Here is a 22,496-nt window from a genome sequence, read left to right as displayed (position 1 = left end):
TGGGAACAGAGACTCACCAATAAGCGGTCATGGACATCCCCCTGTGGGAGCGAGCCTGCTCGCGCAGGCGCAGTGTCAGCTGAAAAATATATCGACTGACACACTGCATTCGCGAGCAAGCTCGCTCCCACAAGGGATTGCGTTTTACAGTGGCCTTCTTCGGCGACAGGGGCAAACACTGATGACGCAATTCTACGATGCACGCGGCAATATCTATGGCGTGATCTCGCCCACCGAATTACGCGAGGCGGGCATCGATTTGCCATCCGGCGCCACCGAATGCGCCTCGTCGCGTCAGTCCTGGAGCGCGGCTGCAATCAAACTCTGCTGTGACTGGCCCGAAGGCCAGCGCCCGGCGAACAGCAAATCCCACCGCAGCGACGGCCTGCTGATCGGACCGTTCCAGACGTCGCCGCCATTCGACGTGCTGATCGTCAACACCGACGGCACCCTCGCCGAGCGCAGTGGCAACGGCCTGACGATTTTCTCGCAGGCGCTGACCGAGCAAGGCTTGATGCCGGAGGAGGGTGCGTTGGTGCGCGTGCATCACGACAAGGGTGACGCGGTGGAGACCTCGGTGAAACCGGCCGAAGTCGAAGGCGTTGAAGGTTTCTGGCTTGATCTCGGCCAACCGCGATTCGGGCCGGATGCCGTGGGCGCGCAGGTGGTTGAGAGCCTTCAGTTCAACGGTCGGGACGTGAGCCACGTCGCGCCCTTGGCACAACTTGATTGCGAGTGGGCGCACAGCCAGTTCGTGCGCATCGGCAACCCGCATTGCGTAACCCTGCTCGCCGACGAAGCGGCGTTGCCGAGCAACGAGCCGATGCGTGAATCCCCCCTGAGCGAAGGGTTGACTGCAATCGCCTACGCCATGCCCACCGGTGGCGGTGATCCGTGCCCGGCGGGCGTCAATCTGCAATGGGCGGTGCTGGAGTCGCCGCAGCGAATCCTCGCCCGGGTGTTCGAGCGTGGCGAAGGGCCGACGGCTTCATCCGGGACCAGCGCCAGTGCGGTGGCTTGCGCGGCGTGGCGAGTGGGTTGGGTCGCGGCGGGAGAAGTGCAAGTGGTCATGCCCGGTGGCACGGCGCCGATTTTGCTGGAAGAGGCGGACGGAGAATTAGTGCGGGTCAGATTGTTTGGTACGGCGCGGTTGATGGGCTGAATTCAAAACCGCCATCGCTGGCAAGCCAGACTCCCACAGGGTTTTGTGGTGAACACAAATAGTATGTTCAAGCACATAACCCTGTAGGAGTGAGCCTGCTCGCGATAGCGGAAATACATTCAACATAATATCGCTTGATACACCGCTATCGCGAGCAGGCTCACTCCTACAGTGGATAGTGGCTGTACTCAGTTTTGTGTTCAGCATCAAACCCTGTGGGAGTCTGGCTTGCCAGCGATGGGGCCATCGGCCTCAACACAAGTCTCAGCTCAGCGCGGTACTGAATTCCACCACCGGCATCTGCCGCTTCATCAACACCTTGCCGCCACGAATCGAATACAACGGCAGCCCCTGACTACGAATTACCTCGTAATCGCTGTCCGCCGACAGAATCAGCAGATTCGCCGGACGCCCCTGTTCCAGGCCGTAACGCTCACCCAAGTGCATGGCTTTGGCGCTGTTGTCGGTGACCAGATCCAGCGCACTTTGCAGGTTGCGGTAACCGAGCATGTGGCAAATATGCAGCCCCGCCTCAAGCACTCGCAGAATGTTGCCGTTGCCCAGCGGATACCACGGGTCGACGATGGAATCCTGACCGAAACACACGTTCATGCCGGCTTCGAGCAGCTCATTCACGCGGGTCACGCCACGGCGTTTGGGAAAGTTGTCGAAGCGCCCTTGCAGGTGAATGCTCTCGGTCGGGCAGGAGACAAAACTGATCCCGGAGTGGCCGAGTAAACGGAACAGTTTGGCGCAGTAGGCGTTGTCGTAGGAACCCATCGCCGTGGTGTGGCTAGCGGTGACCAGCGCGCCCATGTCGCGGCTGCGCGCTTCTTCGGCGAGCACTTCGAGGAAGCGCGAATGCGGGTCGTCGGTCTCGTCGCAATGCACGTCGACCAGGCAACCGGTGCGCTCGGCCAGGTCCATCAGGAACTTCACCGAACTCACGCCCTGATCGCGGGTGTATTCGAAATGCGGAATCCCGCCGACCACGTCGGCGCCCATGCGAATCGCCTCTTCCATCAGCTCGCGGCCATTGCGGAACGACTCGATGCCTTCCTGCGGGAACGCGACGATTTGCAGGTCGATAAGGTGACGGCTCTCCTCGCGCACTTCGAGCATGGCTTTGAGCGCGGTGAGTTGCGGGTCGGTGACGTCGACGTGGGTGCGCACGTGCTGGATGCCGTGGGCGGCCAGGGCCTGAATGGTTTTCTTCGCGCGGGTCTTGGTGTCTTCTTCGGTGATGGTGACCTTGCGCTCGCCCCAGCACTCGATGCCTTCGAACAATGTGCCGCTCATGTTCCAGCGCGGCTCGCCAGCGGTCAGCGTGGCGTCGAGGTGAATGTGCGGTTCGACGAAGGGCGGCACCACCAGATTGCCGCCGGCATCGAGGTCATCCGGGCCAAGGGTCGGCGCTTCGGTCTGCCGGGCGATGCTGCGGATCAGACCGTCTTCAAGGTGCAATTCGTGCAAACCTTCCTGGTTGCGCAAACGGGCGTTGATGATGTGCATCAGGCGAGTCCTTTTTATAAGTCTTGTAGTGGCGCGGTCGCGCTGCGAGCGCCGAGTACGCCGGTGACGATGACATACGTTAGCGCGGCAGCAGCGATCCCTACCAGCGGCGCGACCCACGGCGAGCTGAACGCGGCGACGGTGCCGACCGCATAGGCCCCGAGTCCCGGCCAGTTGAACGCCGGTAACCGTGCGTCGGCCAGGCGCGGATAACGCCCGCGCCAACGGAAGAAGAAGTCCGCCATGATCACCCCGCCAATCGGCGGAATCACCGTGCCGAGCAGAATCAGGTAAGGCACCAGCATGTCGTACATGCCCAGCAGTGCGAGCAGAGTGCCGATCACCGCACCGGCGAGGGTCACGGTTTTACGTCGGCCGGTGCGCAGCAGATTGCAACCAGCGACGGCGAAGTTGTAGATGGTATTGTCCTGGGTGCTCCAGATGTTCAGCAACAACATGGCCATCGCGGCCATGGCGAAACCTTGTAACAGCAGCACTTCAACCACGTCGGGTTGTTGGTAGACGATGGCGCCATACGCACCGATCAGCACCATTAGGCCATTGCCGATGAAGAAACCGATCAGGCTGGCCAGCACCGCCACCCGCGCCGAGCGCGAGAAGCGTGTCCAGTTGGTCGCCTGCGTGGCGCCGCTGACGAAGGTGCCGAACACCAGAGTAATCGCCGTCGACCAGTCCAGCGAACCTGTCGGGACGACGCTGAGCAAACCTTCGAAACCGCCGACTTTCACCGTCGCCACCCACATCGACAGCATCAGTAGCAACATCATCGCCGGCACCGCGATGTAAGACAGAATCTCCAGTCCGCGATAACCGACGTAGGCCGTGGCGCAGAACAGCAGACCGAACAGGACCATCAGGCCGAGCACCGTACTTTCGTCGAGATTGAAATATTTACCGATCACCACGGCAGCCGTCGCCGTGCCCCAGGCGTACCAGCCGATCTGGGTGAAACCGAGGATCAGGTCGCTGAGCTTGCTGCCAACTTCGCCGAAGCAGAAGCGCCCCATCAGCACTGAATTGAGGCCGCTTTTGAAGGCGATGTAACCCAGGCCCGCCGCATACAAACCGAGTAACAAATTGCCGACGACGATCACCGCCATCATCTCGGCGAAACTGAACGCCACGCCGAGCTTACCGCCGGCAAACATGGTCGCGGTGAAAAATGTGAAACCGAGCAGCACCATCGCCGTCGAGGCCAGGCCTTTGCGTGCATGCATGGGGACTTCGCTGAGGGGGTAATCGTTGCCGGGATCGTTCTGCGTCATGGGGCGGTCCTTGCTGGAGTGGAGGAGACGCGGGGGAGGGTTGCAGTGGTCGTGCCAAATGCCGGATGGCGCGGGTTATGTATAGACGAGTCGCGTCGGCAAGCGCGAAAACAGTGCACCTGAATACACCGGAGCCCCAATGTAGGAGCTGCCGAAGGCTGCGATCTTTTGATCTTGTTTTTGATCGTTCCCAAGCTCTGCGTGGGAATGCTGCCCGGGACGCTCCGCGCCCCACTTCAAAGCCGAACGCGGAGCGTCCGTTGAGGCATTCCCACGCAGAGCGTGGGAACGATCAAGGTCAGAGGAAGCGCAGCAGGGCGGCGACGATGGCTTCGGGGGCGTCTTCCTGGACGAGGTGTCCGGCGTTGGCAATCGGGTGGAATCGTGACCCCGGGATCATTTGATGTAACGCGCGGCCACGCTCGATGGGAATCCACTGATCCTGCTCGCCCCAGAGAATCTGTACCGGGCAGCGGATCGTTGGATACAGGCTTTCTGCTTCTCGGGTATAGCGCTCATCCATCTGCGCAATCTGCCGATAGAACGCCGCTTGCCCCGGATCGCCAAGCCACGGCTGCACATAGGGTGCGAGTTCGTCGTCGGGGATATCCCGGTGAATCGCCCCGCGAATATAGGTCGGCACGATGGCGCGCTGAATGTAGTCGGGGATGCCACTAAACGCCGCTTCATGCTGACGCACATGCTGCACGAATGGCGAACCCCATGGTGTCAGCGCGACCGGATCAATCAGGGTCAGGCTGCGGTAATCCCTGCCGTTGAGCAGATGTGCGCGCAGCACGGTGGCGCCGCCGAAGTCGTGGGCGACGACGTCAGGGCGTTGCAGATTCCAGTGATCGAGCAGTTGCGTCAGCAGGTGATTTTGCACACCGAGGGAGACATCGGCGTCCGGTTGCTCGGAGCGCCCGTAGCCCAGCAGATCGAAGTAATGCACCCGATGCGTGGCGAAAAAGTGCGGTGCGATCCGATGCCACACGTATGACGAAAACGGCGTGCCATGCACGAACACCAGCGGCGGGCCATCGCCGCGCACGGCATAGCGGACCTGTCGGCCGTTGAAGTCAAAGACCTGATCCAGCAGCCAGTCTGTCATGGGCCTGTCCTCTTGGCGGGTGGGAGCCAAAAAGCATAGGCGTAAAAAAACAGCCGTGAAGGCTGTTCTATGGCAAATCACTGTTTCCTTGTGGGAGCGAGCCTGCTCGCGAAAGCGGTGTGTCAGTCGATATCAATGTCGGCTGACACACCGCTTTCGCAAGCAGGCTCGCTCCCACAGGAGTATCTGGGTTCAGAAGTTACTCACCGCGATAGATGCAACCGCTGGTGCAGGTCTCGTGAATACGGATCGCGCTCAGTTCCGGCAGCAACGGCTTCATTTCATTCCAGATGAATTTGGCCAGTACTTCGCTGGTCGGGTTTTCCAGACCGGGAATGTCGTTCAGGTAGTTGTGATCGAGACGCTCGTACAGCGGCTTGAAGATCGCCTTGATTTCAGAGAAGTCGCGGATCCAGCCGGTGTGCGGATCGAGGTCGCCGCTGAGGTGAAGCGCCACTTTGAACGAGTGACCGTGCAGACGCCCGCACTTGTGGCCGTCCGGGACGTGCGGCAGGCGGTGGGCGGATTCGAAAGTAAATTCCTTGAAGATTTCCACAGTATTTTCGGCTCTGTTCAGATGGCGTTCGCCGCAGCGATTCGGGCAGGCGGCGAGTTTATCAGCTTGTGTTTGACCGTGCTGACTAAAGGGTCAGCAAGCGCTCGGCGAGGCGACCATTGGCAGTCAGTTCAAGAAATTCATCGCCCAAGCGGCGGCTCTCGTCCATCGCTGCGTGCCAGTATTTCTGCCGGCTCGCTGCATCGCCCATAAAGCGCTTGAAGTCGTTGCGGTCAGGCAATTTGCCGTAGGGCAGGCGCGCCAGATATTCCTTCGACGGCGCGAGCAGCAGCACGTCCTGCAAGCGCTCCACCGAGGCCTTGCGCCACGGCAGGGTCTTGTCGAACCAGCCCGGAATGACCCGGTCGGTGAAGTGCGGATAGAGCACGATGCCGTCACCGCTGTAGGGCAGGTCGAGGTGATAATCGAGCAGACCACCATCGCGGAAAGTGCCAGCACCGGCGCCCGGCAAATCCCGTACACCTTCCATGACCATCGGGATCGAACCCGAGGCGAGCAAGGCCTGACGCAGGTTGCTGGCATTCAGGGCGACGAAGCGCGACGGGAAGTCGTTCAGCGCATTCACCGGCGGGGCCAGGCGTGGGTCGTGGATGATCAAGCGTTCGAAGTGTCGCGACAGGCGCGCGCGGCCGCGCAAGTTGTCGGCGATCACCGAACCCAGCGCCAGACCCAGGCGACCGCGATGGTCATCAGCCAGGCGCCCCTGACTTTTCACCACCATGATGTTCAGGCGGTAATGCGCGTTGTCGAGGATGCTCGCGTCGCGGCCGTCGAGCAGGTCATGGAGCATGCGCTGCGAGCTCTGACTGATCTCGGCCATGGTCACGCCTTTGTTGAAGTTCTGCTCGGCGTACAGATGGCCGAGACGCCGGAGGCCTTCGGCGGCGTCCGGCAGGCAGGCACTGGCGAAGCGCCAGGAACCGACCGAGGCGCCGATCAGCGAACGCTCGCGCGGCGCGCTGGGCAGCCATTCACCGAACAGCGCCAGATCCAGCCCCTGAATCCCCAACGCCTTCGGCCCACCGGCAGCGCCGGGCAGGGTGCCGACGTCGGCGGCATTCAAGCCTTGGGCACGAATGCGCGCCATGGCGCGTGGGCCGGCTTTGAGGGTGAGGGCGGGGAATTTGATGTGGATGGCGGTCATACCGGTCTCGATCGTTAGCAAGCGAACAATTATAAGCACATGTTACAAAATCCTGTAGGAGCAGCCTTCGGCAGCTCCTACACGGGGATATGTATTGAGCGGGAGCAATGATGGCAATTCAGTTTCAGTTAAGTTCATCCCGCTAAGGTGCCCACCGTATGCAACACATAAAAATATGGAGACACCATGAAAACCCTGACTGCCCTGTCCATTGCCTCGATTATCGGTTTCACTGCCAGCCTTGCCCATGCCCGCGATCTCGGCCCTGACGAAGCCCTGCGTCTGCGCGACGCTGGTACTATCGTCTCCTTCGAGAAGCTCAACGCCACCGCGTTGGCCAAACACCCGGGTTCGACGATCACTGAAACCGAGCTGGAAGAAGAGTACGGCAAGTACAGCTACCAGATCGAAATGCGCGATCCGCAGGGCGTCGATTGGGATCTGGAATTAGACGCGGTGACTGGGCAGGTTCTCAAGGATCATCAGGATAAGTAATGAAGGTTAATGTTCGCGCCACCAGCCGTACGGCATTGGCGCTGGTGATTTTCTGCTCGGCCGCGATGGCACGTGACCTCGATCAGGACGAAGCCCTGAGTCTGCGTGAGAAGGGCGTGATCCTGCCGCTGGAGCAAGTGCTGCAGCAGGCGCTGGATCGCTATCCCGGCGCAAAACTGCTGGAAGTCGAGCTGGAAGAAAAACACGACGTCTATATTTATGAAGTCGAGTTGCTGACCGTCGAAGGTGTCGCCCGTGAGCTGCACTTGAAGGCCGATACCGGCGAACTTGTGAAAGACAAGGAAGATTGATCGATGCGTTTGCTTTTGGTGGAAGACCACGTACCGCTGGCCGACGAATTGCTCGCCAGCCTGCAACGACAAGGTTACGCGGTCGATTGGCTGGCGGACGGTCGTGATGCGTTGTATCAGGGCAGTAGCGAGCCCTATGACCTGATCATTCTCGACCTCGGCCTGCCGGGTGTGCCGGGGCTTGAGGTGTTGGCGCAGTGGCGCGCCGGCGGTCTGGCGATTCCGGTATTGATTCTCACCGCGCGTGATTCCTGGGCCGAGCGCATCGAAGGTCTGAAGGCCGGCGCCGATGATTACCTGACCAAACCGTTCCACCCCGAAGAGCTGCAGTTGCGCATTCAATCGCTGCTGCGCCGCTCCAAAGGCCAGGCCAATCAGCCGACATTGCAGGCGGCCGGTCTGCATCTGGACGAGGGTCGGCAATGCGTGGTGCGCGACGGCGCCGATATTCAACTGACTGCCGCCGAGTTCCGTCTGCTGCGTTATTTCATGCTGCACCCGGAGCAGATTCTCTCCAAAAGCCATCTCGCCGAACACCTCTACGACGGTGAAACCGAGCGCGATTCCAACGTCCTCGAAGTGCACGTCAATCACCTGCGGCGCAAGCTCGGCAAAAGCGTGATAGAAACCCGTCGCGGCCAGGGTTACCTGTTCGGCGGGCAGGCTTCGTGAGGTCGATCCAGCGCCGCTTGAGCCTGGGTTTGATCAGCGTGATGGTGGTCGTCGGTGTGGTGGTGGCGCAAACCAGTCTGTGGTTGTTCGAAGTGGGTTTGCAGCGCTACCTCGAAGCCGGCCTGCGCAACGACAGCGAGAGCCTATTGGTGGCGCTGGTCCGTGGCCCACAAGGGCTGCAACTGGATGAAAGACATCTGTCCCCGGCCTACCAGCGGCCGTTTTCCGGGCACTACTTCCGTATCGATTTTGCCGACAGCCACTGGCGTTCACGCTCGTTGTGGGATCAGGACCTGCCGCTGCTCGACCATCCCGGGTTGCACAGCAATCTGCAATTGGGGCCGGACGGTCAGCAGTTGCTGGTGCTGCGCTCGGATTATCGGCGCCTGGGCCAATCGATTTCGATCAGCGTCGCGCAGGATTACACCCCCGTGCGCGAGAGCTTTCAGCGCATGCGCCAGATCGGCCTCGGCCTCGGTCTGGCGGCATTGTTACTGATTCTGTTCTTGCAGCGATTGACCGTGCGCCGCGCGCTGAAACCGCTGGAAAGGGCTCGTGAGCAGATCGCGCAATTGCAGCAGGGCCAGCGTTCGCAACTCGATGATCAGGTGCCGGTGGAACTGGAACCGCTGGTGGCGCAGATCAACCATTTGCTCGCGCACACTGAAGACAGCCTCAAGCGTTCACGCAATGCCTTGGGCAATCTCGGGCATGCATTGAAAACGCCTTTGGCGGTGTTGTTGAGCCTGGCCGCCAGTGAAAAACTCGATGCGCATCCCGAGTTGCGCAAGGTGCTCAAGGAACAGCTGGAGCAGGTGCAGCAACGGCTCAATCGCGAGTTGAACCGTGCGCGGCTGTCCGGTGATGCATTGCCGGGGGCGCTGTTTGATTGCGATGCGGAGCTGCCGGGGTTGTTGGCGACGTTGAATATGATTCATGGCGAGCATTTGGCGCTGAGTTATGTCGCGCCAGCGGGGTTGCAACTGCCGTGGGATCGCGAGGATTTGCTTGAACTGTTGGGGAATCTTCTGGATAACGCCTGCAAGTGGGCGGACGCCGAGGTGCGTCTGAGTGTGATTGAACGTACGGATGGATTCGCCCTGAGCGTGGAAGATGACGGCCCGGGGATTCCCGAGGAACAGCGCGCTCAGGTATTCAGTCGCGGTACGCGGCTGGATGAGCAGACCCACGGGCATGGGTTGGGGCTGGGGATTGTGCGCGACATCGTCGATACGTGGGGCGGGTTGCTGGTGTTGGGCGAGAGTGAGTGGGGCGGGTTGAAAGTGGTGATCGAGTTGCCTCGGCGGTGAGCCTCTAAAAGCCCCTCACCCTAACCCTCTCCCAGAGGGAGAGGGGACTGACCGAGGTGTTTGTTCGAGGTACACCGACGTGAGATACCGAGCCGAACTCAGGTTCCGAAAGCCTTCCCGGGACCGGAGATATCGAGCCGAACTCAGGTTTTGAAAGCCTTCCCGGGACCGGAGATATCGGGTCGAACTCAGGTTTTGAAAGCCTTCACTGGACCGGAGATATCGAGTCGAACTCAGGTTTTGAAAGCCTTCCCTGGACCGGAGATATCGAGTCGAACTCAGGTTTTGAAAGCCTTCCGTGATCTGAAATACCGAGCCGAACTCAGGTTTTGAATGACATGAAGATCGGCTCCCTTTCCCCCTCGCCCCCCTTGGGGGGAGAGGGCTAGGGTGAGTGATCTGGTCAAACGATACTGGACACGGTTATAGGGTTTAGGTCATTTCTCATGCTGCCAAGGCTTCCATTGCTACCGGAGTCCGATATCCGTTGTAACTGTGCAGCCTGATCCGATTGTAATAGTGGGTCAGGTAGCGCAACACATCGGTGCTGGCTTCGTCTTCGTTTCGGTAACCAGCCTTGGGTATCCATTCAGATTTCAAACTGCCAAAGAAACGTTCCATCGGAGCGTTATCCCAGCAGTTTCCCCGTCGACTCATGCTTTGTTTTATGCGCATGTCCGCCAGCGTTTCACGAAACACTTTACTGCTGTAATGACAGCCCTGATCCGAATGGAACATTAGGTTTTCAGGGCGTCCTCGCGACTCGAAAGCCATCTTTAACGCTCGACAGGTCAGAGCTGAATCCGGACTTCTGGACATCGCCCAGCCGACGATGCGGCGGGCATGCAGATCAAGTACAGCAGCCAGATAAACCCAGTAAGTACCGGCCCAAATGTAAGTCACGTCGCCACACCACACTCGATTGGGGGCCTCGACATTGAATTTACGCTCCAAATGATTGGGGGCGTATTGCGCCTCCGCACCGCTGGGTTTGTACCGATGCCTGCGCCGTTGCTGGCTCTTCAAACCGAGCTCGCGCATCAGGCTACGAGCCATGTAACGACCTACCGACTCTTTTTCGTTACACAGCGCTTTTGACAGGCTGCGCGCGCCCATTGAGCCGCGACTTTGCTCATGTAATTCGGCAGCCTTGATCTTTAGGCGATCGCGCCCGACATGCACTTTCGCCCGCTGTTTCAGACGCTCGTAATAACTGCTGCGGTTGATGCCAAACACGCCACACAACTCGGATCTTGGATATTGCTCGCTTAACTCCTCGACCAGCCTTACCGATCGAGGGAATCCGACATCAAGAGAGCTGTAGCCTTTTTTAAAATTTCCTTCTCGCGCTCAATCCGTCGAATTGTTGCTTCCAGTTCTTGGATGCGTTGTTGGTCAACGGTCATGGCCTTGGACTTCTCAGGCGTCTTGCCGCTGCGCTCCGCACGCAGTTGTTCAACCCAGCGGCGCAGAGCTGTAGGGCCCACGCCCATTGCTTCACAGGCTTCACTCACCGAATAGTCTTTATCCAAAACCAGGCAAGCCGCATCCCGTTTGAAATCTGTTGAAAAATATCGTCTGGTCAAATCACACCTCATCGTTGGGCGTAGATTAACGCCCTTTAGGGGTGTCCAGAATCATTAAGCCAGATCAGGTGAGGGGGGAATCCCACTGACACCCCACAACCTGCGAATCAAACGCGAAACTGATCCATCAAACTCTGCTGCTGATTCGCCAGGCTATTGAGCGACTGGCTCACCCGCGCCGACTCATTCGCCTGCCCGGACAACGACTCTGTCACATCGCGGATCGTCGCCACGTTGTTATTGATCTCTTCCGCCACCGCACTTTGCTCTTCAGCGGCGCTGGCGATCTGCAGGTTCATGTCGCTGATCACCGTCACCGCATCGCCGATCTGACGCAGCGCAGTCACCGCCTGGCCGACTTGTTCGACACTGCCCTGAGCCTGACGGTGGCTGTTGCCCATCGAACCGACTACATCCTGCGTGCCGGTTTGCAGTTGCTCGATCACCTGACGGGTTTCTTCCACCGACTCTTGCGTGCGGCGGGCGAGGTTGCGGACTTCATCGGCGACCACGGCAAAACCACGTCCGGCTTCACCAGCACGCGCCGCTTCGATCGCGGCGTTGAGCGCGAGCAGGTTGGTCTGCTCGGCGATGGCGCGAATGGTTTCCAGCACCGCGCCGATCTTCTCGCTATTGGCCGCCAGCCCTTCGACTTGCACCATCGCCGCACTCATGTCGGCAGCGAGGGTGTCGATGCTCGCCGTGGTGCGATCGATCACGGTCAGGCCCTGACGGGTAGCGCGATCAGCATCCTTGGCCGCCTCGGCAGCTTGTGCCGCGCTACGGGCGACGTCTTGTGCAGTGGCGCTCATCTCGTGGGACGCGGTGGCGACCTGATCGACCTGACGGTATTGCTGTTCCATGCCAGCACTAGTCTGAGTGGCGATGGCCGAGGACTGGTCGGCGGTGTTGCGCGCGTCCTGCACCGAGCGTTTCACCTCGGCAATGATCGGCTGCAACTTGTCGAGGAACTTGTTGAACCAACCGGCCAACTGACCGAGTTCGTCCTTTTTGTCGTAGGCCAGACGGCGGGTCAGGTCGCCTTCGCCGCTGGCGATGTCTTCGAGCATATGTGCCACGCCGAGGATCGGTTTGGTCACGCTGCGCGCCATCAGCCACACCAGCAGCAAGCCGATCAACGCCGCCAGCACGCCAAGGCTCAGTTCGATCAACGTGCCCGAGTTATTGCTGGCATCCAGTTGTTGCTTGAGCGCTTCGGCGCGGCTGACCAGAACTTTTTCCGGTACATCCAGCAGCACGCCCCACGACGGGCCGCCGGGAATCGGCTGGAACGGCGACAGCACTTTCAGCTGGCCGTTGCTGTGCAGGCTGCTGACGCTGGTGCTGGAAGCCAGTTTGCTCAGCAGTTCGGCGCCGCTGATCTTGTCGACGGCATCCAGACGCTGGCTGAGTTTGCCGGCATCCCGGCTGTAACCGGCGAGGAGGCCGGCGGGGCTGATAATGCTCACGGCGGTCTGGCCGTCATAGAGCTTTTTGCTCGCGGCCTGACTGATCGCTTGCAGGCTGTTGAGGTTAATGTCGACCGACAGCGAGGCGATGACTTTGCCGTTGACCATCAGCGGGAAGACGATGCTGGTCATCAGCACGTTTTGCCCGTCGATCACGTAGAAGTACGGTTCAATTACACACGGCTTGAGTGTGGCGCGCGGGCAGGTGAACCAGGCGTTGGCCGCTTGACCGCTGGGGCCGGTGCTGGTGTCGGCCATGTCGCTTTCCGGCAGGGCCATCGAGGTGACTTTGCCCGGGGTCGGTTGCGACCAGTACAGGGCGAAACGGCCCTTGTCGTTGCTGCCGAGTTCAGCCTGACCGGCAAACAGTTCGTCCTTGCCGTCCAGCGCGTTGGCTTCGAATACCAGCGACAGGCCGAGCAGGTCCGGGTTGGCTTGCAGCGCGGATTTGACCTGACGGGTCATGTCTTCACGCAGGTCGAAGGCATCGAGGAAACGCTTCTCGGCCTGCTCGCGCAAAAACAGTACCTGCCGCGAGAAGCCGTGACCGTACTGATAGGCGTCCATGAACTGCTGGCGAATGCCGGCCGCCTGCACTTCCCCTTGCGATTCGATGCGCGCTTGCGCCGACTCGGTGAGCATTTCCATGCTCGAAGCTTTCACCAGTTCAGAACTGTGCTCCATGCGATACAGCGAAAGACCTACCAACAGGGTCACGATACCGGCCAGGCAGAGGCCGGCGAGCAGGGTGATTTTCCATTGGATGGAAAGTTGTCTGAGCGACATGGAGACGTCCTTATTCGATAAATATCTGAGACTTTGCACTGTAACGGCCGCGTTTCGGCTTTCTTTATCCTTGAAACACAATATGACCAATTGCCGCATGCGGAGGCTGGAAACCCTGTTCTTGATCGTTCCCACGCGCAGCAAAGGAATGCAGCCCGGGACGCGCCGCGTCCCAATGCGGACGCAGAGCGTCCAGTGAGGCGTTCCCACGCAGAGCATGGGAACGATCACTGGAGGCGGTGTTGGCTTTGACAAGGGAAGTTCGCTGCGGCACAGTGCGCGCCCTTCTAATAAGACCCTCTTTGCAAATCCGCCGGTATTCCGTTGGCGGACTCATCCTGTCTGGCGATGTGTTTTCCATCGCAGTGTTTTTCGAGGAAGTGAAATGAACGCAGTCATAGCGGCAGTCGGCATCATGCTGATCCTCAGCCTGTCCCGCGTGCACGTAGTGATCGCCTTGATCGTCGGCGCGCTGGTCGGCGGCCTGACCGGTGGTCTGGGCATCGACGCCACGCTCAAGGCGTTCAACAGCGGCCTGGGCGGCGGCGCGACCGTGGCGTTGTCCTACGCCTTGCTCGGCGCTTTCGCCGTGGCGATTGCCAAGTCCGGCCTGGCTCATGCGCTGGCCGATAAGGCGCTGGCAATGGTCGATCGCCAGCACTCGACCGGCGGTGGCAGCGTCAAATGGCTGCTGATTGGCCTGTTGTGGGTAGTGGCGATTGCCTCGCAGAACATTCTGCCGATCCACATTGCGTTCATTCCGCTCTTGGTGCCGCCGCTGCTCTATGTGCTGACCAAGCTGCAACTCGACCGCCGCTTGATCGCCTGTGTCATGACATTCGGTTTGATCACGCCGTACATGTTCCTGCCAGTGGGCTTCGGCAACATCTTCCTCAATGAAATCCTGCTGGCCAACGTTGCCCGTAGCGGTGTCGACATCAGCGGTATCAATGTCACCCACGCCATGGGCATTCCGGCGCTGGGCATGGTCTTCGGCCTGGCGATGGCGTTCATCACCTATCGCAAGCGGCGCGTATACGACCTGGCGAAGATCGAGCAGGTCGAGCAAGTGGCGGTGCAGTACAACCCGCTGAGCCTGATGATTGCCGGTGTGGCGATTGCTGCTGCGTTCATCGTGCAACTGCTGCTGGACTCGATGATTATCGGGGCGCTGGTCGGTTTCCTGATCTTCTCGGTGTCGGGCATTGTGAAATGGCGCGAGACCGATGACCTCTTCACCGAGGGCATGAAGATGATGGCGATGATCGGCTTCATCATGATCGCCGCCTCCGGGTTTGCCGAGGTGATGAAGGCCACTGGCGAAGTGCAGACGCTGGTTGAATCCTCGGCATCGTGGATCAATCACAGCAAGGGCATCGGTGCACTATTGATGCTGCTGGTCGGGTTGCTGGTGACCATGGGCATCGGTTCGTCGTTTTCCACAGTGCCGATTCTGGCGACGATTTTCGTACCGCTGTGCGTGCAACTGGGCTTCAGCCCGATCGCCATTGTCTGCATCGTCGGCACCGCCGGTGCTTTGGGCGACGCCGGTTCGCCAGCGTCGGATTCGACCCTCGGCCCGACCTCCGGCCTGAACATCGACGGCCAGCATCACCACATCTGGGACACCGTCGTGCCAACGTTCCTGCACTACAACCTGCCGTTGCTGGCGTTCGGCTGGGTGGCCGCGATGGTCCTCTGAACCCTCTCCGGTGATCGTTCCCACGCTCTGCGTGGGAATGCCTCTTGTGACGCTCTGCGTCACGTTGTTGGACGCGGAGCGTCCGGGGCTGCATTCCCACGCAGAGCGTGGGAACGATCCTCATACCGAAGCTCAACTTTTGCTTGCGCGTGCCGTTAAAGCCTTTAACCACGCCAATAAAACCAAAAGAGTGAGCCCCCACAATGCGCCTGAGCCTCAAGGCTAAAGTCCTCTCCCTCGCCGTTCTCCCGGTGTTGCTCTTTGCCCTGGTCATCAGCCTGACCACGCTGTTCATCCTCCAGGAACAGGCGCACAAAGAGGTCGAACAGACCCGCGAGCGCCTGCTCGGCGATGCCAAAGCCACTCTGCAAAGCTACGTCGCCGTGGCCATGACCACGATCAAACCGCTGTACGACGCGGCCGCGCCGGGTGACGTTGAGGCGCGGGCGCAGGCGATCAAACTGCTCTCGGGCATTCGCTACGGCAAGGACGGCTACTTCTTCGGCTACGACTCCGAGACCGTGCGCCTGTTCAAAGCCAACGACCCCGAAGGCGTGGGCAAAAGCTTCAAGGACAACCGCGACCCGAATGGCGTTTACGTCAATCTCGGGTTGGTGAAAGTAGCGAAGGACGGCACCCACTATCTGCAATACAGCTCGCCACTGCCGGGCAACGCCAACGTGCTGGTGCCAAAGCTCGGTTACACCGAATACCTGGCGAAGTGGGACATGGCCGTCGGTACGTCGGTCAACCTCGACGGCATCGAAGCGCAAGTGGCACTGGTCGAAGCGCAGGTGCAGGAACGTATGCAAGGCGTGGTGCTGAGCATCGTCGGCGTCGCGGTGGTGGTGCTGTTGGTGATCGCGGCGGCAGGGATGCTGCTGGCCAATACCATTTTGCGTCCGTTGACCCTGATGAAAGCCAACCTCGACGACATTGCAGCGGGTGAGGGCGACCTTACGCGTCGCTTGAACATCACCAGCCAGGATGAACTTGGCGAACTGGCGGGCTCGTTCAACCGTTTCGTCGACAAGATTCATGGTCTGGTGCGGCAGATCACCGAGATGACCACGCAGCTGACCGGTCTGGTGACGCAGGTGTCGGATCAGGCACAGCGCTCGGATCAGGCGATGGAGCGTCAGCGCCATGAGACCGATCAGGTTGCCACGGCGATCAATGAAATGTCCGCCGCCGCACAGGAAGTGGCAAAGAGCGCGCAGAACGCCGCTGTCGCTGCTCAGCAGACCGACGAAGAAGGCCAGAGCGCCAAACGCGTGGTGGCTGGCAGCATCAAGCAGATCCATGCGCTGGTCGATGACATCCGCAGCAGCGGCGTGTCGCTCGACAGCCTGCAGCAGGACGTGACGTCGATTGTCGGCGTGCTCGGGGTGATTCGTTCGATCGCCGAGCAGACCAACCTGCTGGCGCTCAACGCCGCGATTGAAGCGGCGCGGGCCGGTGAGGCCGGGCGTGGTTTTGCCGTGGTGGCGGATGAGGTGCGGGCATTGGCCAGTCGCACGCAGATCAGCACGCAGGAAATTCAGGGGATGATCGATCGTTTGCAGGCGGGTACGCAGCAAGCGGTTGAAGCCATGCGTCGTTCCAGTGAGGCGGGTGACGGCACCTCACAGCAGGCCAATCAGGCCGGTGCTTCGCTCGACGCGATGGCATCGTTGATTGCGACGATCAACTCGATGAACGCGCAGATTGCCAGTGCGGCGGAAGAGCAGACGGCGGTGGCGGAGGAGATCAACCGCAGCGTGCATCAGATTGCGGTGGCGGTGGACAGCGTGGCCGATGAGACGCAGTTGGGTGCGCAGACTTCGCGTAGTTTGGCGGAGCTGGGGCAGCGCCTGGGCAAACTGGTCGGGCAGTTCCGGATCTGACAGCCTGAAAAGCCCCTCACCCTAACCCTCTCCCGGAGGGAGAGGGGACTGATTGGGGGATGCTATGGAACTACGCCGACCTGAAACAGCTTTACTGAATCCATAATCGACTGAATCTTTCCGGTCGATGGATGACGCGAGACACCTCGGTCAGTCCCCTCTCCCTCCGGGAGAGGGCTAGGGTGAGTGATCTGGTCAAACGATACTGGACACGGTTATAGGGTTTAGGTCATTTCTCATGCTGCCAAGGCTTCCATTGCTACCGGAGTCCGATATCCGTTGTAACTGTGCAGCCTGATCCGATTGTAATAGTGGGTCAGGTAGCGCAACACATCGGTGCTGGCTTCGTCTTCGTTTCGGTAACCAGCCTTGGGTATCCATTCAGATTTCAAACTGCCAAAGAAACGTTCCATCGGAGCGTTATCCCAGCAGTTTCCCCGTCGACTCATGCTTTGTTTTATGCGCATGTCCGCCAGCGTTTCACGAAACACTTTACTGCTGTAATGACAGCCCTGATCCGAATGGAACATTAGGTTTTCAGGGCGTCCTCGCGACTCGAAAGCCATCTTTAACGCTCGACAGGTCAGAGCTGAATCCGGACTTCTGGACATCGCCCAGCCGACGATGCGGCGGGCATGCAGATCAAGTACAGCAGCCAGATAAACCCAGTAAGTACCGGCCCAAATGTAAGTCACGTCGCCACACCACACTCGATTGGGGGCCTCGACATTGAATTTACGCTCCAAATGATTGGGGGCGTATTGCGCCTCCGCACCGCTGGGTTTGTACCGATGCCTGCGCCGTTGCTGGCTCTTCAAACCGAGCTCGCGCATCAGGCTACGAGCCATGTAACGACCTACCGACTCTTTTTCGTTACACAGCGCTTTTGACAGGCTGCGCGCGCCCATTGAGCCGCGACTTTGCTCATGTAATTCGGCAGCCTTGATCTTTAGGCGATCGCGCCCGACATGCACTTTCGCCCGCTGTTTCAGACGCTCGTAATAACTGCTGCGGTTGATGCCAAACACGCCACACAACTCGGATCTTGGATATTGCTCGCTTAACTCCTCGACCAGCCTTACCGATCGAGGGAATCCGACATCAAGAGAGCTGTAGCCTTTTTTAAAATTTCCTTCTCGCGCTCAATCCGTCGAATTGTTGCTTCCAGTTCTTGGATGCGTTGTTGGTCAACGGTCATGGCCTTGGACTTCTCAGGCGTCTTGCCGCTGCGCTCCGCACGCAGTTGTTCAACCCAGCGGCGCAGAGCTGTAGGGCCCACGCCCATTGCTTCACAGGCTTCACTCACCGAATAGTCTTTATCCAAAACCAGGCAAGCCGCATCCCGTTTGAAATCTGTTGAAAAATATCGTCTGGTCAAATCACACCTCATCGTTGGGCGTAGATTAACGCCCTTTAGGGGTGTCCAGAATCATTAAGCCAGATCAGAGGGGCTTTTGATCTTCAAAGACTCAAGGTCGATCCCAATAGGGCACTTCACCAAAACATTCGACAAAGAAATCAATCACCGTCCGCACCTTCACCGACAACCTGCGGCTCCCCGGCCACAACACCGCAATCTGCTGCGGCTCCAGGCTGTTCGACACCTGATACTCCCCCAGCACCGGCACCAGCGTGCCGTCGCGCACTGCTTCGCCAATCAGCCATGACGGAAACATCACCAGCCCCAGGCCTTGTTCGGCGGCTTGGGTGAGGGTGTCGGCGTGGTTGCCGGTGATCGGGCCTTTCACCGAGTACGGCGTCCAGTCTTCGCCATCGCGGCGGAAAAACCAGCGCTGCTGGCCGGCCGCGCCTTTGTAGGCGAGGCAATGGTGTTGCGCCAGATCTTCAGGTTTCTGCGGCGTGCCGTGGCGCTTGAGATACGCCGGGCTGGCCGCGACCTGAAAGCGATGCGGCGCGAGAATCCGTGCCTGCATGCTTGAGTCGTGCAGCGGGCCGATGCGAAACAGCAGGTCAGCGCCTTCCTGCAACGGGTCGACGTAATGGTCGGTCTGCTGGATATCCAGTTGCAGCTTCGGATATCGCGCGCACAACTTCCCCAGCCACGGCGTCAGATGGCGCTGACCGAATACTACCGGGGCGTTGATGCGCACCAGGCCGGTGGGTTCGCTTTGCTGTTCCTGCAGCGCCTGTTCGGCTTCCTCCAGTTGCACCAGCACCAGCCGCGCATGGTGACCGAGCATGCGCCCGGCTTCGGTTGGCGTCACCGCTCGGGTGTGGCGATAGAGCAATTGCTGATTGAGCGCCTGCTCCATCAACTGGATCTGCCGGGAGATCGAGGAGGGTGCCACGCCTTCCCGACGGCCGACTTCGGAAAAGCTGCCGTGATCGAGCACCGCCACAAACAGCCTTAGCGCTTTGAATCCGAGTTCGTTTAGCCCGTGCATCATTTGTCCTGCTATGCGAGTTACGCAAAAGTGTTGTCCGGATGCTCCCATTTATCGCACAGCTTCGCCAGCCGATAATCCGCGCCATCGTTTACTTGAGTGGAATGTTGTTTATGCAGACGTTGGATGAGGTGAGTGTCAGCGCTCCGGCGACGAAATCAGGGTTGCGCTTGTTGCTGCTGCCGCTGGTGATTCTCGCGGGCATGGGGTTGTCGGTGGAGGCGGGGTTGCTCGGTCCTTTGGGCGTGCAGGTCGGGCATCTGTGGGCGACCTTGAGCATCTTTGGTGTCGGCTCGGCGATTCTGTTTTTACTGCTGTTGTTCGCCGGTCCGCAAAAAGGCCCGGCACTAACGGATCTGCCGCGTTGGCAGTTGATTGGTGGTTTTCTGGGGCCGATGTATGTGGTGGTGCTGACGTTGGCGACGCCGCATATCGGCATTGCCATGACCATGATCGCGATTCTGTCCGGGCAGGTCGGCAAGAGTGTGTTGATCGACCATTTTGGCTGGTTCGGCGCGACGCGCAAGAAGGTCAATCCTGAGCGCTGGCTGGCGTTGGGGTTGATTGTGGCGGCACTTGTTTTGATTGCGCGGGGGTGAGTGATGAGTCTGGTTATTTTGTTGGCGGTGGTGGTGTTGGCCGGTGCGGTGTTGAGTGTGCAGGCGGCGATCAATGGGCGTTTGGGTGAGAGCGTCGGGGTGTTGCGCAGTAGTTTGCTGACGTTCGTTGTGGGTGCGGTGTCGACCGGGTTGTTGATTTTGTTTTTTGAGCCGGCGCATGCGGTGAGTCTTTTGGATGTGCCGAAGTGGCAGTTGACCGGGGCGCTGTTTGGTGTGGTCTACATGATGGTGATGGTCGGGGCGGTGCCGGTGGTGGGGACGGCTGTGGCGACGGTGGCTGTGATTGTCGGGCAGTTGGGCATGGGGATGTTGATTGATAATTTTGGCTGGCTGGGGAATCCGGCGATTGAGCTTTCTTCCAGTCGGATTTTGGCGATGGGGTGTTTGGGGTTGGCTTTGGTGTTTATGTATCGGAGTTCGCGTCAGGCTGGGTGACCTGGGTTGGGTACATATCCGTTGCTGCGGTAACGGCTGCTTAGGGTTTCGCCCTTACGGCGACTCACTTTTTTTACAAACGCCTAAAAAAGTAAGCAAAAAAACGCTTGCTCCTACGTGCGGCCCACTCGCTGGGGCTCGGGGTTCCTTCGCTGCGGGATCGATCCGGGCGCAGCGTCTCCGGTTTGCTCCGCTGCACCTACTCCCGCTGTGTTTGGCTGCGCCAAACGGTCGCTGCGCTCCCACGCCCGGATCAATCCCTCCACTCAGCCTTCCGACGTCGCTTTACAGATCAAAAGCTGCAGCCGAGCTAACGCTCATCCTGTTGAGTGGTGAGGAGCAACAGCGTGCTCGGCTTTGGATTGGTGTTGGATTCACCCCTCACCCCTCACCCCAGCCCTCTCCCGAGGGAGAGGGAGCCGATTTGTGGGCTTTTCAGAATCTGAGTTCAACGCGGTATCGCAAGTCGGCGTAGCTCGCTCAATCATCTCGATCAGTCCTCTCTCCTTCAGGGAGAGGGAGCCGATTTGTGGGCTTTTCAAAATCTGAGTTCAACGCGGTATCGCAAGTCGGCGTAGCTCGCTCAATCATCTCGATCAGTCCTCTCTCCTTCAGGGATAGGGGGCTGATTTGTGAGCCTTTCAGAATCTGAGTTCAACGCGGTATCGCAAGTCGGCGTAGCTCTCTCAAATACCTCAGTTAGTCCCTCTTTTTCTTTGAGGGTGATGGGCCGATTTGTTTGCTTTTCAGAGCCTGAGTCCAACGCGGTATCGCACGTCGGCGTAGCTCTCCCAAACACCTCAATCAGTCCCCTCTCCCTCTGGGAGAGGGCTAGGGTGAGGGGCTCTTGATCTAGCTTTTGATCTTGTTTCGGCTTTTGATCTTTTGCCCCATCGGCAGGCCGAGCGTAGGTGTTCATCAGGGGGTAGGCGCGCAGCGCCGTGCGGCGCAGCCGCATTCATCGAGAGGAGGTGCAGCGAAGCAAACCGTAGGCGATGCCCCCTGATGGACACCGTAGCGAGGGAACACTGAGCCTCAGCGAAGTGCCGTACGCCAGGGGCAAAGCCTTTTGCTTACTTTTCGGCGTCTGGAAAAGTGAGTCGCTGTAAGAGCGAAACCGCCAGCGGCAACACCCGCAGCAACGGATATGCCCCCAATCCCAATCCCAAACAAAATCAAAAGATCGCAGCCTGCCGCAGCTCCTACACTGGGTGTTAGGGCTTGCCCTTCAAGCCCCAGACAACCCCCACCCAAGGAGTCTGTCCCATGCCCGATAGAAAATGCGACTGCCCCAACTGCAAATGCACGATCAAGGAAGGCGATCATGCCTACGCCGTCCACGGCAAACACTATTGCTGTGAAGCCTGCGCTCACCACCACAAGAGTGGCGAAGAGTGTTCAACCAAGGGCTGTAAATGCGCCCACGGATGACGAACGACGCATAAAAAAGTGGAGCCTAATCAGGCTCCACTTCCAGTTTCAGACTTTCATCGTCCATCCGTTCGGTATGCCGCACCGTGCCCTGCAGCCTTCGCCCCTCAACCCTGACCACGACGGTTTTCGCTTGATCAAGGTCTTCCGGCAGCGGTGCCGGCACTCGCAACGCGAAGCGAAACGGATCATCTACGACCGCCTCCAGCCCAACGCGGCAGTCCACACTTTTGGTGATACGCCCGAACAACGTATCAAGGCCATAGTCCAGATGTGCCGGGCTGTTGATGTTGGTCATGGTGCATTCCCCCGAATGATGCCGATCACCAGGCTGAGCTTAGCTGGTCGGTCGCCACACGACGTTTTCCACGCCGAATTTTTCTGCCATCGGCTTGCTGGTCTTCTGCACCTTCTCACGGCCAAAGCGCGGGATGCGACCGACGCCGGCGTCGCAGCTCGCCCAGTGCCACGCCTCGACATTGTCCATCTTGTCCGAGCGGATAATGAAGGACTTGGGCGTGCCGTGGAGGGTGTATTCGATGACATAGAGTTTTGCGTTGTTCATAAAGCCCGTATTCCTCCCTGTAGTATTAGAG

21 protein-coding genes and 2 pseudogenes are annotated in these 22,496 nt (G+C 59.4%); 11 read left to right on the top strand and 12 right to left on the bottom strand.

Annotated features, from left to right (window positions below; translation table 11 throughout):
* Window positions 1-181 precede the first annotated feature (181 nt).
* Window positions 182-1,162 carry a diaminopimelate epimerase gene (locus LOY43_RS18435; RefSeq protein ID WP_258708517.1) on the top strand — a complete coding sequence of 327 codons (981 nt, stop codon included), beginning with the start codon at window positions 182-184 and terminating at the stop codon, window positions 1,160-1,162.
* Window positions 1,163-1,426: 264 nt separating this feature from the next.
* Here LOY43_RS18435 and codA read toward each other — a convergent pair whose 3' ends face one another.
* The 5 genes from codA to LOY43_RS18410 all read right to left on the bottom strand — a co-directional run bounded on the left by codA (window position 1,427) and on the right by LOY43_RS18410 (window position 6,792).
* Window positions 1,427-2,674, bottom strand: coding sequence for a cytosine deaminase (codA, locus tag LOY43_RS18430; RefSeq protein WP_095050572.1), 1,248 nt, complete (start codon window positions 2,672-2,674; stop codon window positions 1,427-1,429).
* A gap of 14 nt (window positions 2,675-2,688) precedes the next feature.
* Complete coding sequence (codB, locus tag LOY43_RS18425) at window positions 2,689-3,960, bottom strand: cytosine permease (protein WP_095124413.1); 1,272 nt, start codon at window positions 3,958-3,960, stop codon at window positions 2,689-2,691.
* Between the two features lie 298 nt (window positions 3,961-4,258).
* Complete coding sequence (locus LOY43_RS18420) at window positions 4,259-5,071, bottom strand: alpha/beta fold hydrolase (protein WP_095050574.1); 813 nt, start codon at window positions 5,069-5,071, stop codon at window positions 4,259-4,261.
* Between the two features lie 199 nt (window positions 5,072-5,270).
* Window positions 5,271-5,627 carry a 6-carboxytetrahydropterin synthase QueD gene (queD, locus tag LOY43_RS18415; RefSeq protein WP_007915588.1) on the bottom strand — a complete coding sequence of 119 codons (357 nt, stop codon included), beginning with the start codon at window positions 5,625-5,627 and terminating at the stop codon, window positions 5,271-5,273.
* Window positions 5,628-5,712: 85 nt separating this feature from the next.
* Window positions 5,713-6,792 (bottom strand): hypothetical protein, encoded by a 1,080-nt coding sequence (locus LOY43_RS18410; protein ID WP_095124414.1) that lies wholly within the window; start codon window positions 6,790-6,792, stop codon window positions 5,713-5,715.
* Between the two features lie 186 nt (window positions 6,793-6,978).
* Here LOY43_RS18410 and LOY43_RS18405 point away from each other — a divergent pair, with 186 nt between their 5' ends.
* The 4 genes from LOY43_RS18405 to LOY43_RS18390 are packed head-to-tail and all read left to right on the top strand — an operon-like array spanning window position 6,979 to window position 9,580.
* Window positions 6,979-7,287, top strand: a complete 309-nt coding sequence (locus LOY43_RS18405; protein ID WP_095050576.1) for a PepSY domain-containing protein — start codon at window positions 6,979-6,981, stop codon at window positions 7,285-7,287.
* Window positions 7,287-7,598 (top strand): PepSY domain-containing protein, encoded by a 312-nt coding sequence (locus LOY43_RS18400; RefSeq protein ID WP_095050577.1) that lies wholly within the window; start codon window positions 7,287-7,289, stop codon window positions 7,596-7,598. The genes LOY43_RS18405 and LOY43_RS18400 overlap by 1 nt, the downstream gene beginning before the upstream one ends.
* 3 nt (window positions 7,599-7,601) lie before the next feature.
* Window positions 7,602-8,270, top strand: a complete 669-nt coding sequence (locus LOY43_RS18395) for a response regulator transcription factor (protein WP_038362523.1) — start codon at window positions 7,602-7,604, stop codon at window positions 8,268-8,270.
* Complete coding sequence (locus LOY43_RS18390) at window positions 8,267-9,580, top strand: sensor histidine kinase (RefSeq protein WP_220556547.1); 1,314 nt, start codon at window positions 8,267-8,269, stop codon at window positions 9,578-9,580. The genes LOY43_RS18395 and LOY43_RS18390 overlap by 4 nt, the downstream gene beginning before the upstream one ends.
* 444 nt (window positions 9,581-10,024) lie before the next feature.
* Here LOY43_RS18390 and LOY43_RS18385 read toward each other — a convergent pair.
* The 3 genes and pseudogenes from LOY43_RS18385 to LOY43_RS28870 form a co-directional block, all read right to left on the bottom strand.
* Window positions 10,025-11,178, bottom strand: a protein-coding gene (locus tag LOY43_RS18385) for an IS3 family transposase (RefSeq protein ID WP_320413737.1) whose coding sequence is annotated in 2 segments (ribosomal slippage) — window positions 10,025-10,905 and window positions 10,905-11,178 — 1,155 coding nt in all. Because the reading frame shifts where the segments join, the coding sequence is not laid out codon by codon here.
* Between the two features lie 95 nt (window positions 11,179-11,273).
* Complete coding sequence (locus tag LOY43_RS28875) at window positions 11,274-12,029, bottom strand: methyl-accepting chemotaxis protein (protein WP_371857720.1); 756 nt, start codon at window positions 12,027-12,029, stop codon at window positions 11,274-11,276.
* 102 nt (window positions 12,030-12,131) lie between these two features.
* A pseudogene (locus LOY43_RS28870) lies at window positions 12,132-12,278 on the bottom strand (HAMP domain-containing protein); the annotation flags it as partial.
* A 1,528-nt stretch (window positions 12,279-13,806) separates the two neighbouring features.
* Here LOY43_RS28870 and LOY43_RS18375 point away from each other — a divergent pair.
* The 3 genes and pseudogenes from LOY43_RS18375 (at window position 13,807) to LOY43_RS28860 (ending at window position 17,009) form a co-directional block, all read left to right on the top strand.
* Entirely contained in the window at window positions 13,807-15,123 is a 1,317-nt protein-coding gene (locus LOY43_RS18375) for a Na+/H+ antiporter family protein (RefSeq protein WP_258708516.1), read from the top strand.
* A gap of 203 nt (window positions 15,124-15,326) precedes the next feature.
* Window positions 15,327-16,103, top strand: a pseudogene (locus LOY43_RS28865) (cache domain-containing protein); the annotation flags it as partial.
* Window positions 16,104-16,187: 84 nt separating this feature from the next.
* Window positions 16,188-17,009 carry a methyl-accepting chemotaxis protein gene (locus tag LOY43_RS28860; protein WP_407082813.1) on the top strand — a complete coding sequence of 274 codons (822 nt, stop codon included), beginning with the start codon at window positions 16,188-16,190 and terminating at the stop codon, window positions 17,007-17,009.
* 236 nt (window positions 17,010-17,245) lie between these two features.
* Here the strand turns inward: LOY43_RS28860 and LOY43_RS18365 are convergent.
* Together LOY43_RS18365 and LOY43_RS18360 are read right to left on the bottom strand one after the other, a co-directional pair.
* Window positions 17,246-18,399, bottom strand: a protein-coding gene (locus tag LOY43_RS18365; protein ID WP_320413737.1) for an IS3 family transposase whose coding sequence is annotated in 2 segments (ribosomal slippage) — window positions 17,246-18,126 and window positions 18,126-18,399 — 1,155 coding nt in all. Because the reading frame shifts where the segments join, the coding sequence is not laid out codon by codon here.
* 79 nt (window positions 18,400-18,478) lie between these two features.
* Entirely contained in the window at window positions 18,479-19,414 is a 936-nt protein-coding gene (locus LOY43_RS18360; protein WP_258708515.1) for a LysR family transcriptional regulator, read from the bottom strand.
* A 113-nt stretch (window positions 19,415-19,527) separates the two neighbouring features.
* On the opposite strand from LOY43_RS18360, the gene LOY43_RS18355 reads away from it, so the two are divergent.
* The 3 genes from LOY43_RS18355 to LOY43_RS18345 all read left to right on the top strand — a co-directional run bounded on the left by LOY43_RS18355 (window position 19,528) and on the right by LOY43_RS18345 (window position 21,900).
* The gene (locus LOY43_RS18355; protein WP_258708514.1) at window positions 19,528-20,013 is read left to right on the top strand and encodes a DMT family transporter; all 486 of its coding nucleotides are present in this window, start codon (window positions 19,528-19,530) and stop codon (window positions 20,011-20,013) included.
* A gap of 3 nt (window positions 20,014-20,016) precedes the next feature.
* Window positions 20,017-20,469, top strand: a complete 453-nt coding sequence (locus LOY43_RS18350; protein WP_093433867.1) for a DMT family transporter — start codon at window positions 20,017-20,019, stop codon at window positions 20,467-20,469.
* 1,266 nt (window positions 20,470-21,735) lie between these two features.
* A complete protein-coding gene (locus tag LOY43_RS18345; RefSeq protein ID WP_077573617.1) occupies window positions 21,736-21,900 on the top strand; it encodes a metallothionein in 165 nt (54 codons plus the stop codon).
* Window positions 21,901-21,925: 25 nt separating this feature from the next.
* On the opposite strand, the gene LOY43_RS18340 is transcribed toward LOY43_RS18345, so the two are convergent.
* Both LOY43_RS18340 and LOY43_RS18335 read right to left on the bottom strand, forming a co-directional pair.
* Window positions 21,926-22,198: a hypothetical protein gene (locus LOY43_RS18340; RefSeq protein ID WP_095050997.1), complete on the bottom strand. Its 273-nt coding sequence runs from the start codon at window positions 22,196-22,198 to the stop codon at window positions 21,926-21,928.
* Window positions 22,199-22,237: 39 nt separating this feature from the next.
* The gene (locus tag LOY43_RS18335; RefSeq protein ID WP_093433873.1) at window positions 22,238-22,465 is read right to left on the bottom strand and encodes a DUF6555 family protein; all 228 of its coding nucleotides are present in this window, start codon (window positions 22,463-22,465) and stop codon (window positions 22,238-22,240) included.
* Between the last annotated feature and the right edge of the window lie 31 nt (window positions 22,466-22,496).

This window comes from Pseudomonas sp. B21-041 (assembly GCF_024748675.1).
GTDB classification, from domain to species: Bacteria; Pseudomonadota; Gammaproteobacteria; order Pseudomonadales; family Pseudomonadaceae; genus Aquipseudomonas; species Aquipseudomonas neuropathica.
Note: the sequence above shows the minus strand (reverse complement) of the source record. Positions and strands in the feature narration are given on the sequence as shown.

Bases quoted from the DNA above. Each gene is read 5' to 3' on its own strand.
- codA (WP_095050572.1), bottom strand. From the start codon at position 2,674: ATGCACATCATCAACGCCCGTTTGCGCAACCAGGAAGGTTTGCACGAA.
- LOY43_RS18395 (WP_038362523.1), top strand. From the start codon at position 7,602: ATGCGTTTGCTTTTGGTGGAAGACCACGTACCGCTGGCCGACGAATTG.
- LOY43_RS18420 (WP_095050574.1), bottom strand. From the start codon at position 5,071: ATGACAGACTGGCTGCTGGATCAGGTCTTTGACTTCAACGGCCGACAG.
- LOY43_RS18350 (WP_093433867.1), top strand. From the start codon at position 20,017: ATGAGTCTGGTTATTTTGTTGGCGGTGGTGGTGTTGGCCGGTGCGGTG.
- LOY43_RS18405 (WP_095050576.1), top strand. From the start codon at position 6,979: ATGAAAACCCTGACTGCCCTGTCCATTGCCTCGATTATCGGTTTCACT.
- LOY43_RS18360 (WP_258708515.1), bottom strand. From the start codon at position 19,414: ATGCACGGGCTAAACGAACTCGGATTCAAAGCGCTAAGGCTGTTTGTG.
- LOY43_RS18335 (WP_093433873.1), bottom strand. From the start codon at position 22,465: ATGAACAACGCAAAACTCTATGTCATCGAATACACCCTCCACGGCACG.
- LOY43_RS18345 (WP_077573617.1), top strand. From the start codon at position 21,736: ATGCCCGATAGAAAATGCGACTGCCCCAACTGCAAATGCACGATCAAG.
- LOY43_RS18340 (WP_095050997.1), bottom strand. From the start codon at position 22,198: ATGACCAACATCAACAGCCCGGCACATCTGGACTATGGCCTTGATACG.
- LOY43_RS18410 (WP_095124414.1), bottom strand. From the start codon at position 6,792: ATGACCGCCATCCACATCAAATTCCCCGCCCTCACCCTCAAAGCCGGC.
- LOY43_RS18355 (WP_258708514.1), top strand. From the start codon at position 19,528: ATGCAGACGTTGGATGAGGTGAGTGTCAGCGCTCCGGCGACGAAATCA.
- LOY43_RS28860 (WP_407082813.1), top strand. From the start codon at position 16,188: ATGACCACGCAGCTGACCGGTCTGGTGACGCAGGTGTCGGATCAGGCA.
- LOY43_RS18435 (WP_258708517.1), top strand. From the start codon at position 182: ATGACGCAATTCTACGATGCACGCGGCAATATCTATGGCGTGATCTCG.
- LOY43_RS18375 (WP_258708516.1), top strand. From the start codon at position 13,807: ATGAACGCAGTCATAGCGGCAGTCGGCATCATGCTGATCCTCAGCCTG.
- codB (WP_095124413.1), bottom strand. From the start codon at position 3,960: ATGACGCAGAACGATCCCGGCAACGATTACCCCCTCAGCGAAGTCCCC.
- LOY43_RS28875 (WP_371857720.1), bottom strand. From the start codon at position 12,029: ATGGAACAGCAATACCGTCAGGTCGATCAGGTCGCCACCGCGTCCCAC.
- LOY43_RS18400 (WP_095050577.1), top strand. From the start codon at position 7,287: ATGAAGGTTAATGTTCGCGCCACCAGCCGTACGGCATTGGCGCTGGTG.